The sequence below is a fragment of the Shigella sp. FC1544 genome (genome assembly GCF_001722145.1).
In the GTDB taxonomy this organism is placed as follows: Bacteria; Pseudomonadota; Gammaproteobacteria; order Enterobacterales; family Enterobacteriaceae; genus Escherichia; species Escherichia coli.
Window position 1 is genome coordinate 1 of record NZ_MECT01000481.1, and the last position, 358, is coordinate 358.

Annotated in this window: 1 protein-coding gene; it reads left to right on the forward strand. The window is 58.1% G+C overall.

Annotated elements, in window-relative coordinates; all coding sequences use genetic code 11:
* Window positions 1-358 (forward strand): DDE-type integrase/transposase/recombinase (locus BGK49_RS28110; protein WP_143561408.1); only part of this gene is annotated, 358 nt, incomplete at both ends.

A 358-nucleotide genomic window follows, 5' to 3' on the forward strand; every position in this document is an offset into this window, starting at 1 on the left:
CCATGGTTCGGCCGGAGCAAGAAGCATCGCCACAATGGCAACCCGGAGAGGCTACCAGATGGGACGCTGGCTTGCTGGCAGGCTCATGAAAGAGCTGGGGCTGGTCAGCTGTCAGCAGCCGACTCACCGGTATAAACGTGGTGGTCATGAACATGTTGCTATCCCTAACTACCTTGAAAGGCAGTTCGCCGTGACCGAGCCAAATCAGGTGTGGTGCGGTGATGTGACCTGTATCTGGACGGGTAAGCGCTGGGCGTACCTCGCCGTTGTTCTCGACCTGTTCGCAAGAAAACCAGTGGGCTGGGCCATGTCGTTCTCGCCGGACAGCAGGCTCACCATGAAAGCGCTGGAAATGGCA